Annotated in this window: 12 protein-coding genes; 8 read left to right on the forward strand and 4 right to left on the reverse strand. The window is 59.6% G+C overall.

Translation table 11 applies throughout. From position 1 onward, the window contains the following. Nucleotides 1-7 precede the first annotated feature (7 nt). A complete protein-coding gene (locus KTN04_RS05745) occupies nt 8-451 on the forward strand; it encodes a DMT family transporter (RefSeq protein WP_217334258.1) in 444 nt (147 codons plus the stop codon). Between the two features lie 27 nt (nt 452-478). Further along, nucleotides 479-817, forward strand: coding sequence for a hypothetical protein (locus KTN04_RS05750; protein ID WP_217334259.1), 339 nt, complete (start codon nt 479-481; stop codon nt 815-817). An 86-nt stretch (nt 818-903) separates the two neighbouring features. Here the strand turns inward: KTN04_RS05750 and rlmE are convergent, their stop codons facing one another. After that, complete coding sequence (gene rlmE / locus KTN04_RS05755; protein ID WP_217334260.1) at nt 904-1524, reverse strand: 23S rRNA (uridine(2552)-2'-O)-methyltransferase RlmE; 621 nt, start codon at nt 1522-1524, stop codon at nt 904-906. Between the two features lie 131 nt (nt 1525-1655). Here rlmE and KTN04_RS05760 point away from each other — a divergent pair, with 131 nt between their 5' ends. Both KTN04_RS05760 and KTN04_RS05765 read left to right on the forward strand, forming a co-directional pair. Next, nucleotides 1656-2378: a TrmH family RNA methyltransferase gene (locus tag KTN04_RS05760; protein WP_217334261.1), complete on the forward strand. Its 723-nt coding sequence runs from the start codon at nt 1656-1658 to the stop codon at nt 2376-2378. Next, complete coding sequence (locus KTN04_RS05765) at nt 2362-3258, forward strand: DUF1853 family protein (protein WP_217334262.1); 897 nt, start codon at nt 2362-2364, stop codon at nt 3256-3258. The genes KTN04_RS05760 and KTN04_RS05765 overlap by 17 nt, the downstream gene beginning before the upstream one ends. Here KTN04_RS05765 and KTN04_RS05770 read toward each other — a convergent pair. Beyond that, nucleotides 3247-4431, reverse strand: a complete 1185-nt coding sequence (locus tag KTN04_RS05770) for an HD-GYP domain-containing protein (RefSeq protein WP_217334263.1) — start codon at nt 4429-4431, stop codon at nt 3247-3249. The genes KTN04_RS05765 and KTN04_RS05770 overlap by 12 nt on opposite strands. A 204-nt stretch (nt 4432-4635) precedes the next feature. Here KTN04_RS05770 and KTN04_RS05775 point away from each other — a divergent pair, with 204 nt between their 5' ends. After that, nucleotides 4636-5796: an efflux RND transporter periplasmic adaptor subunit gene (locus tag KTN04_RS05775; protein ID WP_217334264.1), complete on the forward strand. Its 1161-nt coding sequence runs from the start codon at nt 4636-4638 to the stop codon at nt 5794-5796. Then, nucleotides 5793-8945 carry an efflux RND transporter permease subunit gene (locus KTN04_RS05780; protein WP_217334265.1) on the forward strand — a complete coding sequence of 1051 codons (3153 nt, stop codon included), beginning with the start codon at nt 5793-5795 and terminating at the stop codon, nt 8943-8945. The genes KTN04_RS05775 and KTN04_RS05780 overlap by 4 nt, the downstream gene beginning before the upstream one ends. Nucleotides 8946-9019: 74 nt before the next feature. Here KTN04_RS05780 and KTN04_RS05785 read toward each other — a convergent pair whose 3' ends face one another. Further along, on the reverse strand, nt 9020-9631 hold the full coding sequence (locus KTN04_RS05785) for a TetR family transcriptional regulator (RefSeq protein WP_217334266.1): 612 nt from the start codon (nt 9629-9631) through the stop codon (nt 9020-9022). 296 nt (nt 9632-9927) lie between these two features. Here KTN04_RS05785 and KTN04_RS05790 point away from each other — a divergent pair, with 296 nt between their 5' ends. Further along, the gene (locus KTN04_RS05790; protein ID WP_217334267.1) at nt 9928-10614 is read left to right on the forward strand and encodes a lytic transglycosylase domain-containing protein; all 687 of its coding nucleotides are present in this window, start codon (nt 9928-9930) and stop codon (nt 10612-10614) included. A gap of 14 nt (nt 10615-10628) precedes the next feature. Next, nucleotides 10629-11525, forward strand: a complete 897-nt coding sequence (locus KTN04_RS05795; protein ID WP_217334268.1) for an ADP-ribosylglycohydrolase family protein — start codon at nt 10629-10631, stop codon at nt 11523-11525. Here KTN04_RS05795 and KTN04_RS05800 read toward each other — a convergent pair. Next, nucleotides 11522-11881 carry a helix-turn-helix transcriptional regulator gene (locus KTN04_RS05800; RefSeq protein WP_217334269.1) on the reverse strand — a complete coding sequence of 120 codons (360 nt, stop codon included), beginning with the start codon at nt 11879-11881 and terminating at the stop codon, nt 11522-11524. The genes KTN04_RS05795 and KTN04_RS05800 overlap by 4 nt on opposite strands. Nucleotides 11882-11964 lie beyond the last annotated feature (83 nt).

The raw sequence follows: 11964 nt of genomic DNA on the forward strand, positions 1-11964 counted from the left end.
AGGTCTCATGTTGTATTTCTGGCTGGCACTGGCGTTTGTGGCCGGCATGATGATGCCGCTGCAGGCCGGTGTGAACAGCACCCTGGCGCTGCACAGCAATGGCGCGCTCTGGGCTTCCTGGATCTCTTTTCTGGTTGGCACGGCCGCGTTGCTTGGTGTCGTGCTGGCGATGCGCTATCAATGGCCGGTGGCGGCCGAGCTCCAGCAGGCGCCTTGGTGGGCCTGGACCGGTGGTTTCATGGGGGCACTGTTCGTGGCGACGGGCGCTTTTCTGGCGCCGCGCATTGGTGCGGCGACCATGATTGCCTTGCTGGTGGCCGGCCAGTTGATCATGTCAGTCATTCTGGACCACTTGGGCTGGGCCACGTTTCCTGAGCACAGCATTAACCTGGGACGTATTCTGGGTGTGCTTTGCCTGCTGGCCGGGGTGGTACTGATCCGTATGTATTGACGGGCTTGCCTTGCAACAGGGGATGAAATGATGAAACAACTGCGTTTATTGCTGATATCCATGATGGTGCTGGTGCTGCTTGGCTGTAGTCATGGCTATGAAGGAACCTACAAGGTGGAGGTGTCCAGCGTGGGGGTGAATTTGGGTGAGCTGATGCCGGATACCCGTATCGTGATCGGTCGTGACTATCTGGAGTCCGATGGCGAACGCACGCAACTGGACGACATCTTCGTGCGTGAAAGCGGTGGCAGCCGGTATCTGGTACTGAAAACCGATGGTAAGGAAGATGCCTGGAAAATCATTGATGACACGACGCTTGAACGTGGCAACGGGTTTGCCAAGGCGCGCATGACGCGGGTTGAGTGAATCCTGCCAGCCGTCTCACCTGTGATAATGCCGCAGTTTTGTCTGCGGCATTTTGTGTCTGTATCAGGCAGCTGTCTAGTCAGGCCTTAGCCCTTGAATCCCTTGCCGACCACGTACACTTCGCGTGAGCGTGCACGCGAGGCTTCGGGCTTGCGGATCAGTACCGTATCGAAGTGTTCCCGAACCTGCTTGACGAATTCTTCGTAGCCTTCGCCCTGAAACGCCTTGGCGACAAAACTGCCCTTGGGCTTGAGCACCTGCTGCGCCATGTCCAACGCGAGCTCGATCAGATAGATGGAGCCAGCCTGATCGGCGGCGGCCACGCCGCTGAGGTTGGGTGCCATGTCGGAGATCACCACGTCCACGGGGCGCTCATCAATGACGCCCATGATCTCCTCAAACACGCTCTCCTCGGTAAAATCCCCCTGAATGAACGCCACATCGGGCAGGGCGTCCATCGGCAGGATGTCGGAAGCGATCACCGTGCCCTGTTCGCCAACCAGTTGTGAAGCGATCTGCGACCAGCCACCCGGCGCCGAGCCCAGATCGATCACCAGCATGCCGGGCTTGATCAGCTTATCCTTCTCGTTCAGGGCCAGCAGCTTGTAACTGGCGCGGGAGCGGTAACCGTCCTTCTGTGCCTGTTTGACGAAGGGATCGTTGACATGCTCTTTGAGCCAGCGAGCACTGCTTTTGGAACGGGCCATAGTTGTAAAAAACCATCATTGTGACTGAGTTGCGTATTGTACGTGTTGCCTTTGCAAGGCGCCAAGGGGCTGGACTGACTTCACTCGACTGCGCCGTTATAATGCCACCCATTCACCAAGGCGAGACCGGCATGAAACTGGATCTGATCAAAAAGCTGCAGCAGAAGAAATTTCGTACCGAAACCGGCTGTTGCCTGGTGGAGGGCGAGCACCTGGTGCTGGAGCTGCAGAAAGCAGCCCAACAGCAACCGAGCCTCAAGGCCGCCGAGCTGTATCTGACCGAGCAATATGCCGATTGGCAGACCGAGTTCAGGGTGCATGAAGTCACCGGCAAGCAGATGAGCGCCATCAGTGCTACCAAGAGCCCTCAGGGTATCGTTGCAGTGCTGCCGATGGCCGCTGTTCGGCCGCCTGCCGGTGATCATGAAGTGGCGGTGTACTTGCACGAGATTCAGGATCCGGGCAACCTGGGCACGATTCTGCGTACCCTGGCCTGGTTCGGCGGCTACCGTTGCCTGCTTAGTCCGGGTAGTGTGGACCCGTTCAACCCCAAGGTGATTCGCGCCAGCATGGGGGCGATTTTCCATGTGCCTCTGGAACTGGATGTCTCCCTGGAGAGTTTGGGCGAGCGTTTCCAGCACATCGGCTGCCTGGACATGGCCGGCGAGCCACTGGCGTCGGATGCGTTCAGACAGTGTGACTGCTACCTGTTCGGCAATGAAGCCCGAGGTGTGCCCCGTGATCAACTGGAGCAGCTGGAGGCGCGCGCCTTTACCATTCCCGGTATCGGCCTGATCGAATCCCTGAATCTGGGCACTGCGGTCAGCCTTAGTGTGTATGAGCGCCAGCGCTGAGCCGCGCCCTTTCAGTCAGCCGGTCATTCGGCATCTGGCCTGGCTGTGCCGGGCCCCTCAGCTGTACCACGGAGACCAGACCTTCCATCCGCGGGACTGGCTGCCGGCAGACCATGAGCAGGTCTTGCGCTACTGGGATCGTCACCCCGACAACCTGCCACCGTTGTTGCAGCCGCCATTCCCGCGCCGGCTGGGGTTGTATGTGGAGCAGCTGTATGCCTGTCTGCTGCAGGATCTGCTGGGCTGGACACTGCTGGCGCGCAACCTGCAGATCCGTGAAGGGCAGCGTACTCTGGGAGAACTGGATTTCCTGGTGCTGAATACCGCGACGCAACAGGTGGAACATCATGAAATCGCGGTGAAGTTTTATCTGGGGCATGACACCTGCGGGCGTGTGCGCTGGTACGGCACCAACACCCGGGATCGACTGGATCTGAAAACGGACCGCCTGTTGCAGCACCAGGCGCAGATGACCACGACTGCAGCCGGTCAGGCCTGCCTGGCGGATCTGGGGGTGATAGCGCGCCCTAGGGTGCGGCTGTTCATGCCGGGCTATCTGTTTCAACCGCTGGAGGGCCTGCTCCCTGTACCCGCTCAGGTCGCGCCGGATCATGGTGCGGGGCGCTGGTGTCATGTGGCGGATAGTGCAAGGTTGCCGCCGATGCATTGGGTCGTATTGCACAAACCTCATTGGCTGGGCCCCTGGCAGCAGCCGGCCACACCTGAAATTGGCCTGTTACAACAGGTGGCAGAACAGGTGGAGCATGACGGCCGGGCGTGCCTGTTGGCGCGGATGGAGCCTGCACTGGAGGGCTGGCAGGAGACCGAACGCCTGTTTGTGGTGCCGAACGCCTGGCCTGGCAGCGCTTCACTGGGCTGAGGGCACCGGGGTCATCGGTGCCCAGACCTGGCCCAGCATGGCCAGCAGTTCGGCATGGTCCTGAATGCGTGCGATGCCTTTGATGTCGGCACTGTCCTGCAGTATGAAGGGGTCGGGTTGTTCAAGCCGTTCGCCCAGACGGTTGCTGAGCAGCACCATCGGCGGCTGGCCATGTCGCTCGCCCCGGCCCGTGACCAGTGCCAGTTCGCCATGCGTTAGCTGCACCAGTGTACCGGGGGAGAAAATGCCCATGATGTCGATGAACAGGCGCGCCAGCTCGGCATCGATAGTGCTGCCGCGTTGTTGGAAAATCTCGCGCAGGGCGTCACGGGGCGGTACCTGGTTGCGGTAGGCGCGTGGACGGATCATGGCCGAATAGCAGTCGGTGATCGCAAGCAATCGGGCTTCGGAGCAGATGGCGTCACCGACCAGACCGGCCGGATAGCCGCTGCCGTCCAATCGCTCATGGTGCTGCAGTACCGGCTTGAGCCATTGTTTGTCCGTCACGCCGCGCTGTTTCAGCAGCTCCCAAGAGCGCTGCGGATGACGATCAATGATGCGGCGCTGGCGCTCGGTCAGCGGTGAGGACTGCTCGAACAGCTCCTGTTGAATTTCGTACATGCCTAGATCGTGGGTCAGAGCGGCGGCCACCACGGGCAGTCGTTCCAGCGAGCCCTTGCCCATGCGGCGGCAGGCCACTTCACACATCAATGCCGCATGCAGCGGGTGCACCAGCCCGTGAGGAGCTTCCACGATCAGCTGCATGGTGCCCAGCACGCCATCGGCTTGCTCCTCACACACGCCTTGTATATCCAGCACCAGCTGTAAGGTGCGGCGTATGAAGCGGTCTCCGTCATTGTTTTGCAGAAACAGGTTGAAGCACTCTTCTAGACGTTCCAGCAAGGTATGGATGATGACAAAGGTGCTGACGCGATCGGTATTGACGTGCTTTGGTGCGGACGAAGATGTGTAGACCCCAATGGCCGGGATTTGAAAATAGTGGGCCTTGATATTGATCAGGCGCTCGATCTGCTTTTCACTTCGAATCAGTGCGCCTTCAGTCAACAGAAGAGTGCCCTGAGGGCTGTAGACCGACCAGGGCAGGCGTGTACCGACACGCAGCTCCAGGCCGGTCAGATTACGCTTGATCTCGCTGCGTTCCATGCAAGTCATCGGGGGCTCTTGAGTAAATGATTCAATCGGGCGGCCAGTGGTTGCCGTATAGCGTGGGCCGCTACCCAGATGCTCATAATGACAGACGTGTCATCGATGAGCTACTAGTCTTAGGGTTATTAATTTGAGGTCCGGTCTAATTTACATGCATACATGTATGAATGTAAAATTGCGCCTCTGTTTCCAACCATCGGGAATCTCATGATGAAAACACTTGTTTCCAAAGCACGCGTGTTGCTGCTGGCAGCCATGGCAATGCTGCTGGTTGCTTGCGGTCAGGACGACAGCCAGCCGGCGCAGGGGGCTCGTGAGATGCCCCCTGTTATGACGGATGTTGCTACCATCAGTCGCCAGGATATTACGCTCGACAAGACGTATTCCTCGCTGTTGCGCAGTGACAATGAGGTCACGTTGGTGGCGCGCGTAACCGGAACGCTGGAAACCCGCCAGTTCGAGCAGGGGGACCAGGTCAGCAAGGGGCAGCTGCTGTATACCATCGAGCCCGAGCAGTATCAGGCATATGTGCAGGAGCGTGAAGCCGATCTGCAGAGTGCCCGCGCCGAGCTGGCCCGGGCCGGCCGTGATGCGGCACGTTACGAGTCCCTGCTCAAGCGCAACTCGGTCAGTCGTCAACAGTATGATCAGGCTCTGGCCGAGCAGCAGGTGGCGCGCGCACGCGTGGCTCAGGCCGAGGCCGCCCTGGCCAGCGCGCGCATCGATCTCGATTACACGCAGGTGACCGCGCCGGTCAGTGGCCGAGTGGGCCTGAGCCAGGTGAACCTGGGTAACCTGGTCAACGCCGGTACCGAGCTGGTCACGATTACCCCGCTGGACCCGTTGGAAGTGCGCTTCCAGGTGCCGCTCAAGGACGCGCTCGAGCTGCGCAATCAGCTGCAGCTGGATGACGTCAATCGCATTCACGCCAGCCTGGCGCTGGGAGAGTCGGCCGGTGACAGCGATACTCGTTTGAGGGGCACATTGGACTTTCTCGATGCGCGGGTGGATGCGCGTACCAGTACGGTTCAGGCTTCCGCCACCTTTGCCAATCCGGATGCCAAGATCTTGCCGGGCCAGTTCGTGCGCGTCAGCATTGAAGGCCTGAAGCGCTATAACGTCATCGCCGTGCCGGAGATTGCTGTGACCCAGGGTTTGATGGGGCCGCAGGTGTTCGTAGTGGATGAAGACGGCAAGGCGCGTGCGCGTACCGTACAGCTGGGCGAAGTGGCCGGCGAGCTGCAGATCATCCTGGACGGTCTTGCCAGCGGCGATACTGTTGTGGTCGGCGACCCATCCGGCATCAAGCCGGGTACCCCGATCAAGCCCCGTGAATCCAAGCCGGCAGAGACAGAGGAAGGCCAGGCATGAGTTTCTCGAATTTCTTCATTCGGCGGCCAATCTTCGCCACGGTCATTGCGATCATCCTGACCCTGGTCGGGGTCGTCAGCCTGCGAGTGCTGCCGATCGAGCAGTACCCCAGTGTGGTGCCGCCCAGTGTGTCGGTACAGGCCCGTTTCCCGGGTGCCAATGCGGAAACGGTGGCCCAGACGGTCGCGGCCCCGCTGGCCGAGGCGATCAACGGGGTCGAGAACATGCTCTACATGACCTCCAACAGTGCCGATAACGGCCTGATGAGTCTGAATGTCGCCTTTGATATCGGCACGGATGGCGACACCAACACCATCAACGTCAACAACCGCGTGCAGGGTGCCTTGTCACAGCTGCCCGAGGCGGTTCAGGCACAGGGCGTGACCGTCGAGCTGCGCTCCAGCTCGATCCTGGTGCTGGCGGCTCTGATTTCGCCCGATGGTGACTACGACAGCGTTTATATGCAGAACTACGCTACCCTGAATATCCTCGACGAGTTGCGCCAGATTCCCGGCGTGGGTGCGGCTGAGGTGCTGGGCGGAGGCGAGTTTGCGATGCGCATCTGGATGGACCCGGAAAAGCTGGCACAGTACGACCTGACTCCGACGGAAGTAGCGCGGGCCATTCGCGCACAGAATACCGAGGTGCCGGCCGGCAGCCTGGCGGGAACCCCGCAGTCCGATCCGCGTGCGTATACCTACACGGTGACCGCCGGCGGGCGTCTGTCCAGCGCGGATGATTTCCGCGACATCTATCTGCGTACCAACCCGGATGGTTCGGCGCTGCTGCTGCGTGATGTGGCCCGTATCGAACTGGGGGCTTCCTTCTATGGCATCGATGCACGTCTGGACAGTGCCAGCATGACGCCGATCGTCATCAACCAGCAGCCGGGTGCCAACGCGCTGGAAACCGCGGATGCGGTCAAGGCCAAGATCGAAGAGCTGTCCGGCCGTTTCCCGCCGGGGCTGGACTACGTGGTGCCGTATGACACCACGCTGTTCATCACGGCATCGGTCGATACCGTGGTCAAAACCTTCATTGAGGCATTCCTCATTGTCGGCGTGATCCTGTTCGTGTTCTTGCAGAACTGGCGCTTTACCGTAATCGCAATGTCGGTGGTACCGGTGTCGGTGGTGGCAACCTTTGCCGGTTTCTACCTGTTCGACTTCTCGCTCAACCTGCTGACCCTGTTTGCACTTGTATTGTCGATCGGCATCGTGGTGGATGACGCTATTCTAGTGGTCGAGAACGTCGAGCGCGTGTTCAGCGAAGACCCCGAGATCAGTGTGCGCCAGGCGACCATTCAGGCGATGCGCGAGGTCGGTGGCCCGGTCATCGCGACTTCGCTGATCATGGCGGCGGTCTTCATCCCGGTGGCGTTCCTGGGAGGCTTTACCGGCCAGATCTACAAGCAGTTTGCCCTGACCGTGGCCATTTCCGTCGGTTTCTCGGCCCTGATGGCACTGACGTTTACCCCGGCGCTGTCGGCCGTATTCATCAAGCACAACCTGCACCAGCGTCGTACAGGCCTCAAGGCGTTGCTTTTCACGCCACTGGATTGGTTTGAAAAGGGCTTCAGCGCCGTAACGGCAGCCTACACCTGGTGTGTGGATGTGCTGGTGCGTCGTTGGATACTGTCACTGCTGCTGACCGCTGTCTTCAGTTACGGCTCTTGGTGGATGTTCACCAATACGCCGACCACGCTGGTGCCGCAGACCGACCAAGGGATCATCATTGCCAGCGTATCGCTGCCGGATGCCGCTTCACTGGACCGTACCAGCCGCTACATGGATAACGTCAGCCAGCAGATCCAGGACATTCCGGGCGTGGCGCATGTGGCTGCCGTGGCGGGCTATGACATTCTGTCCAGCTCGGTGAACAACGCTCGTGGCGTGATGTTTATCAGCCTGCTGCCTTGGGAAGAGCGTGACCTGAAAGTGGATCAGCTGATCGGCCAGGTGATGCAGATCGGGGCGCAGACACCGGGCGGCAGCGCGCTGGCATTCAACATGCCGCCAATCAGCGGTCTGTCGACCACCGGTGGCTTTACCGGCTACCTGCAGTCCTATGCCGGTGCCAACTCGGATGAGTTGTACCAGGCCTCGCTGAAGGTGATGCAGGCGGCCAACCAGCATCCGGCGCTGAATCGTGTGTTCAGCACGTTCAATGTGAACGTGCCGTCCTATCGCGCCAATATTGACCGCCAGAAGGCTCTGAGCTACGGCGTTGCGCTGGAAGACCTGAATGCCACTCTGTCCAATACCCTGGGCAACGGCTTCGTCAACTTCTTCAGCTATCAGAACCGCAACTTCCAGGTGTATCTGCAGAACGAAGACGAATACCGTCAGAAACCGGATGACCTGAACAACATCTTCGTGCGCAGCAACAGCGGTGAGCGTATTCCGCTGTCGGAATTTGTCACCCTGGAGCGCCAGACCGGTCCGGCGGTGGTCAGCCGCTTTGGCGTCTATCTGGGTGCACAGTTCCAGGGGGGGCCGGCACCGGGCTACAGTTCAGGTCAGGCCATCGCCGCCATGGAAGAGGTCGTTCAGGAAACGCTGGGTGATAACTGGGGCATGGGCTGGACGGGTACCGCCTATCAGGAAACCACGCTGGGCAACACGGCATCACTGGCCGTGATCTTCGGCATCCTGATGATGTTCCTGATCCTGGCGGCTCAGTATGAAAGCTGGTCCCTGCCGCTGGCGGTACTGACCGCTACGCCTTTTGCCTTCTTCGGTGCCATTGGCGGCATCATGATGCGCGGGCTCGAGGTCAGTGTCTATGTCGAGATCGGCTTGTTGGTGGTTGTGGGCCTGGCGGCGAAGAATGCCATCTTGATCGTGGAATTTGCCGAACTGCAGCGGCACGAGTTGGGTAAGTCCATTCGTGAAGCGGCCGTGAGCGCGGCGGAGCTGCGTTTCCGTCCGATTGTGATGACCTCCTTTGCCTTTATCCTGGGTACGCTGCCGCTGGCGCTTGCGACCGGTGCCAGTGACACCAGCAGTCACCATATCGGTACGGCGGTTGCCGTCGGCATGGCCTCTGTCGCCATTATCGGCAGCTGCTTCATTCCGACCTTCTACGCCATGATCGCGTCGGTGTCGGACTGGCTGCAGCACAAGCGTGGCGTCAAGCATCCCCACTGATCAGGGGGTGAACGACAAAGGGCCGGTCAATGACCGGCCCTTTTGCGTTGAAGGGGAGAGGGCTAGCCGTCCGATCAGTCCTTGCGCATCAGCTGCAACAGGTTTTCGATCATGACGGCGCCCCGTGTCTTGATGGAGTAGCGCTCGGGGTGGCGCAGCCAGCCATAAAACAGGCCGGACAGGGTGGCGTGCAGAAGGTCGGTGGCAGCTTCCGCGCTCAGTGATGCCAGCTGGCCGCGTTCATGCGCCATTTGAAAATATTTGAGCAGCACGGCATAGGTGTCTTGCGATATCTCCTCTTGCATGGCCTGGGGGTCGATATCGCTGAAAAACTCGCAGCGGTACATCAGAATGGAGTGCACCCGGCGGTGGCGTGGTTGCTCCAGGCGTGCCAGCCCCTTGATGCAGGCCTGGCGGATGGCCTCCAGTGGGCAACGATCCGCGAGCGTCGGTTCCACCTGATCCATCAGGTCCTGAAACGGCATGCGCACGCGTTCCAGCATGGCGTGAAAAAGATCAGCCTTGTTCTTGAAATGCCAGTATACGGCGCCGCGTGTCATGCCGGTATGCCGGGCAATCTGCTCCAGAGACGTGCGAGCAACCCCGTGTGCCATGAACATATCTTCAGCGGCATCAATCAGTGCCTCGCGCGTAGCTGCGGCTTCGGCTTTGGTTCGTCGTGCCATCGCAATAGGCCCTCTCTGATCACAACTGACAAGAGGGTATTTTAACCGATGCGATCAATGAAAAACATTGATACATGCTTGTTTGTATGTTTCGGGGCAGTGCATCCAGGCCACGCTTGATATGTTGCAGGTGCTGGCGTGATATACGGTTGAAACACTGTGCAAACGCAAGAGAGGCCACCCGGACCTTGCAGTTGATCAAACCTGGGTCACAAACTCGTGGCCAGGGGCAGCATTTACGGCTGTACCTCTCTAGAATGATTGATCAGCTAATGAATCTGATACCTTTTCTTGCTATGAATCGATTTTCATATGCCGCGCTGACAGCGGCGGTACTGTTTGCAGCGCTGGGTGTACACGCCGAGGTGCGCAAGATTGTCCACCCGGACGGGCGGGTTGAGTACACCAATGTGGCGCCGACGCAGAAAGCGTCCGTGGTCAGTACCTATTACAAATACCGCAATGCGGATGGCAGTCTGGCGTTCAGTGATGAAAAGCCCGGCAGCGGGGTCGAATACGAGCGGGTTCGCTTTGACTGCTACGCTTGCCAGGTCAATTCCGGTGTCAATTGGGAAACCACGCCCCTGTTCATGGAACGTTATCAGCAGAGCATCGATCGCATTGCCGGGTTGCATGGCGTTGATAAGGCGCTGGTGCGGGCGGTTATTCATGCTGAATCCGCGTTCAATCCCCAGGCACGTTCAAGGGTCGGGGCGCAGGGGTTGATGCAGCTGATGCCGCAGACTGCAGCTGAACTGGGCGTGGGCAATCCGTTTGATGTTGATCAGAACATCGACGGAGGGGTGCGTTATCTGGCGATGCTGCTGAAGCGTTATGATCATGATGTCCGGCTGGCCACGGCGGCTTACAACGCCGGGCCGGGCGCGGTACAGGAATATGGGGGCGTGCCGCCGTATGCCGAAACCCGTGCGTATGTGAAGCGTATCGCCATCTTGCAGAGACGTTACGCGGCCGCGCTGTAAGAGTGGAGAAGGGCATGCAGAACAGGCTTACAGGGATGCTGGTCGGTCTGGCGGTGGGTGACGCCATGGGGGCTGCCGTGGAGTTCAAGGCTCCGGGCAGCTTTGAACCCGTGACCGGCTATCGCGATGGCGGTCCCCATCAGTTGCCGCCGGGCTACTGGACCGATGATACGTCTATGGCGCTGTGCTCGGCCTACAGCCTGATCGAGCAGGGACGGTTTGATCCCCATGATCACATGGAGCGTTTTGTGCGCTGGTTCAGGGATGGCTACTGCTCGTCCACCGGTAGCTGCTTCGATATCGGCAACCGGACGCGCAGTGCGCTGTTGCGGTATGAACGAACGGCTGATCCCTTTGCTGGGGAGGAGTCGATGGATCAGGCCGGCAACGGCACGCTCATGCGATTGGCCCCACTGGTCATCTTTGCGGCCGGGCGAGCGGATCTGGCGGACCTGGCTGCTGAACATGCACGGCTGACGCATGCCGATCCGCGTTGCCTGGATGCCAACCGCGTGTTTGCACTCATGCTGGCAGCCGCACTCACAGCTGCAAGCCCTGAAGAGGTCTGGCAGGCCGGTGCGGTGACCGAACTGCTGCCGGAGCTGGATGCCGAGGTGATCGCAGTCAGCATGGGGGCGTTTATTGATCGTCAGCCGCCGCATATTCGCGCCACGGGGTACGTGATCGATTCGCTCGAGGCTGCGCTCTGGGCCTTCAATCACAGTTCCGACTTTGCCGAGGGGCTGCTCAAGGCGGTCAATCTAGGGGATGATGCCGATACGGTAGGCGCCATCTACGGTCAGCTGGCCGGTGCCTATTACGGTCTGGACGGTATTCCGGTCGAGTGGCGCCGAGATCTGCATGGATACCAGAACATCAAGGCACTGGCAGAACAGTTGATGCATCCCTAGCCGGTGGGTGCGTGTTCGCTCTGTGTCGTCTCCTGATGCTGTCGACGGTACTGACGAGGGGTCAGTCCAGTATGCGCTTTGAAGGCTGTGGCAAAATTGGCTGCACTACTGAAACCGACCAGCGCGGCAATGTTCTCGACGGGCGTACTGCCCTGTTCCAGCAGTGTACGTGCGTATTGCATTCGTGCCTGGCGAATGTAGGCAAAAACGGTGCTTTGTTCATGCCGGCGAAACAGCTTCATGAGCTTCTGCTCATGTATCCCCACTGCACGCGCTAGGGTTTCCAGTGAATAGGTACCTGCCAGGTCGGCATGAATGATGCGCTTGACTGCGTTTAGCGTGACTAACTGTCGCATCCCGGATGATCATATAAGCCAAAGGCGTTATCCTTGGTTCGTCGCTCGCGACATCATGTACCACGCCATTGAGCAATTCATCC

The organism is Marinobacterium weihaiense (genome assembly GCF_019061305.1).
In the GTDB taxonomy this organism is placed as follows: Bacteria; Pseudomonadota; Gammaproteobacteria; order Pseudomonadales; family Balneatricaceae; genus Marinobacterium; species Marinobacterium weihaiense.

What these genes read in the sequence shown, in the direction of transcription:
- KTN04_RS05745 (WP_217334258.1), top strand. Translation starts at nt 8, where the DNA reads ATGTTGTATTTCTGGCTGGCACTGGCGTTTGTGGCCGGCATGATGATG.
- KTN04_RS05750 (WP_217334259.1), top strand. Translation starts at nt 479, where the DNA reads ATGATGAAACAACTGCGTTTATTGCTGATATCCATGATGGTGCTGGTG.
- rlmE (WP_217334260.1), bottom strand. Translation starts at nt 1,524, where the DNA reads ATGGCCCGTTCCAAAAGCAGTGCTCGCTGGCTCAAAGAGCATGTCAAC.
- KTN04_RS05760 (WP_217334261.1), top strand. Translation starts at nt 1,656, where the DNA reads ATGAAACTGGATCTGATCAAAAAGCTGCAGCAGAAGAAATTTCGTACC.
- KTN04_RS05765 (WP_217334262.1), top strand. Translation starts at nt 2,362, where the DNA reads ATGAGCGCCAGCGCTGAGCCGCGCCCTTTCAGTCAGCCGGTCATTCGG.
- KTN04_RS05770 (WP_217334263.1), bottom strand. Translation starts at nt 4,431, where the DNA reads ATGACTTGCATGGAACGCAGCGAGATCAAGCGTAATCTGACCGGCCTG.
- KTN04_RS05775 (WP_217334264.1), top strand. Translation starts at nt 4,636, where the DNA reads ATGAAAACACTTGTTTCCAAAGCACGCGTGTTGCTGCTGGCAGCCATG.
- KTN04_RS05780 (WP_217334265.1), top strand. Translation starts at nt 5,793, where the DNA reads ATGAGTTTCTCGAATTTCTTCATTCGGCGGCCAATCTTCGCCACGGTC.
- KTN04_RS05785 (WP_217334266.1), bottom strand. Translation starts at nt 9,631, where the DNA reads ATGGCACGACGAACCAAAGCCGAAGCCGCAGCTACGCGCGAGGCACTG.
- KTN04_RS05790 (WP_217334267.1), top strand. Translation starts at nt 9,928, where the DNA reads ATGAATCGATTTTCATATGCCGCGCTGACAGCGGCGGTACTGTTTGCA.
- KTN04_RS05795 (WP_217334268.1), top strand. Translation starts at nt 10,629, where the DNA reads ATGCAGAACAGGCTTACAGGGATGCTGGTCGGTCTGGCGGTGGGTGAC.
- KTN04_RS05800 (WP_217334269.1), bottom strand. Translation starts at nt 11,881, where the DNA reads ATGCGACAGTTAGTCACGCTAAACGCAGTCAAGCGCATCATTCATGCC.